This window comes from Vibrio sp. 10N.222.55.C6, from assembly GCF_041473395.1.
GTDB lineage: Bacteria > Pseudomonadota > Gammaproteobacteria > Enterobacterales > Vibrionaceae > Vibrio > Vibrio crassostreae_C.
The window spans coordinates 1-359 of sequence record NZ_JBFRSD010000589.1; the positions used below are offsets into that span (position 1 = coordinate 1).

Sequence of the window (359 nt, forward strand, 5' to 3'; positions counted from 1 at the left end):
CCTTTAATTGGTCAGTTCAACGCATCAAATGTGTTGGTTGCTTTCGCGACTCTGCTTTCACTGGGCATCGACAAGCAAATCTTGGTCGACACCGCGCCTCAGCTTCAACCTGTGATTGGTCGCATGGAACTGTTCCAAGTACCAAACAAAGCAAAAGTCGTTGTCGATTACGCGCACACACCAGATGCTCTAGAAAAAGCATTGGCGGCACTGCGTGTACACTGTTCTGGAAAACTATGGGCAATCTTTGGCTGTGGTGGTGATCGAGATACCGGCAAGCGCCCAATGATGGCGGTAACGGCTGAGCAGTTCGCCGACAAAATTATTATTTCAGATGACAATCCTCGCAGCGAAGATCC

At 49.3% G+C, this 359-nt stretch carries 1 protein-coding gene; it reads left to right on the plus strand.

The window, feature by feature from the left end:
* Positions 1-359 (plus strand): glutamate ligase domain-containing protein (locus AB4486_RS25220; protein WP_372119452.1); only part of this gene is annotated, 359 nt, incomplete at both ends.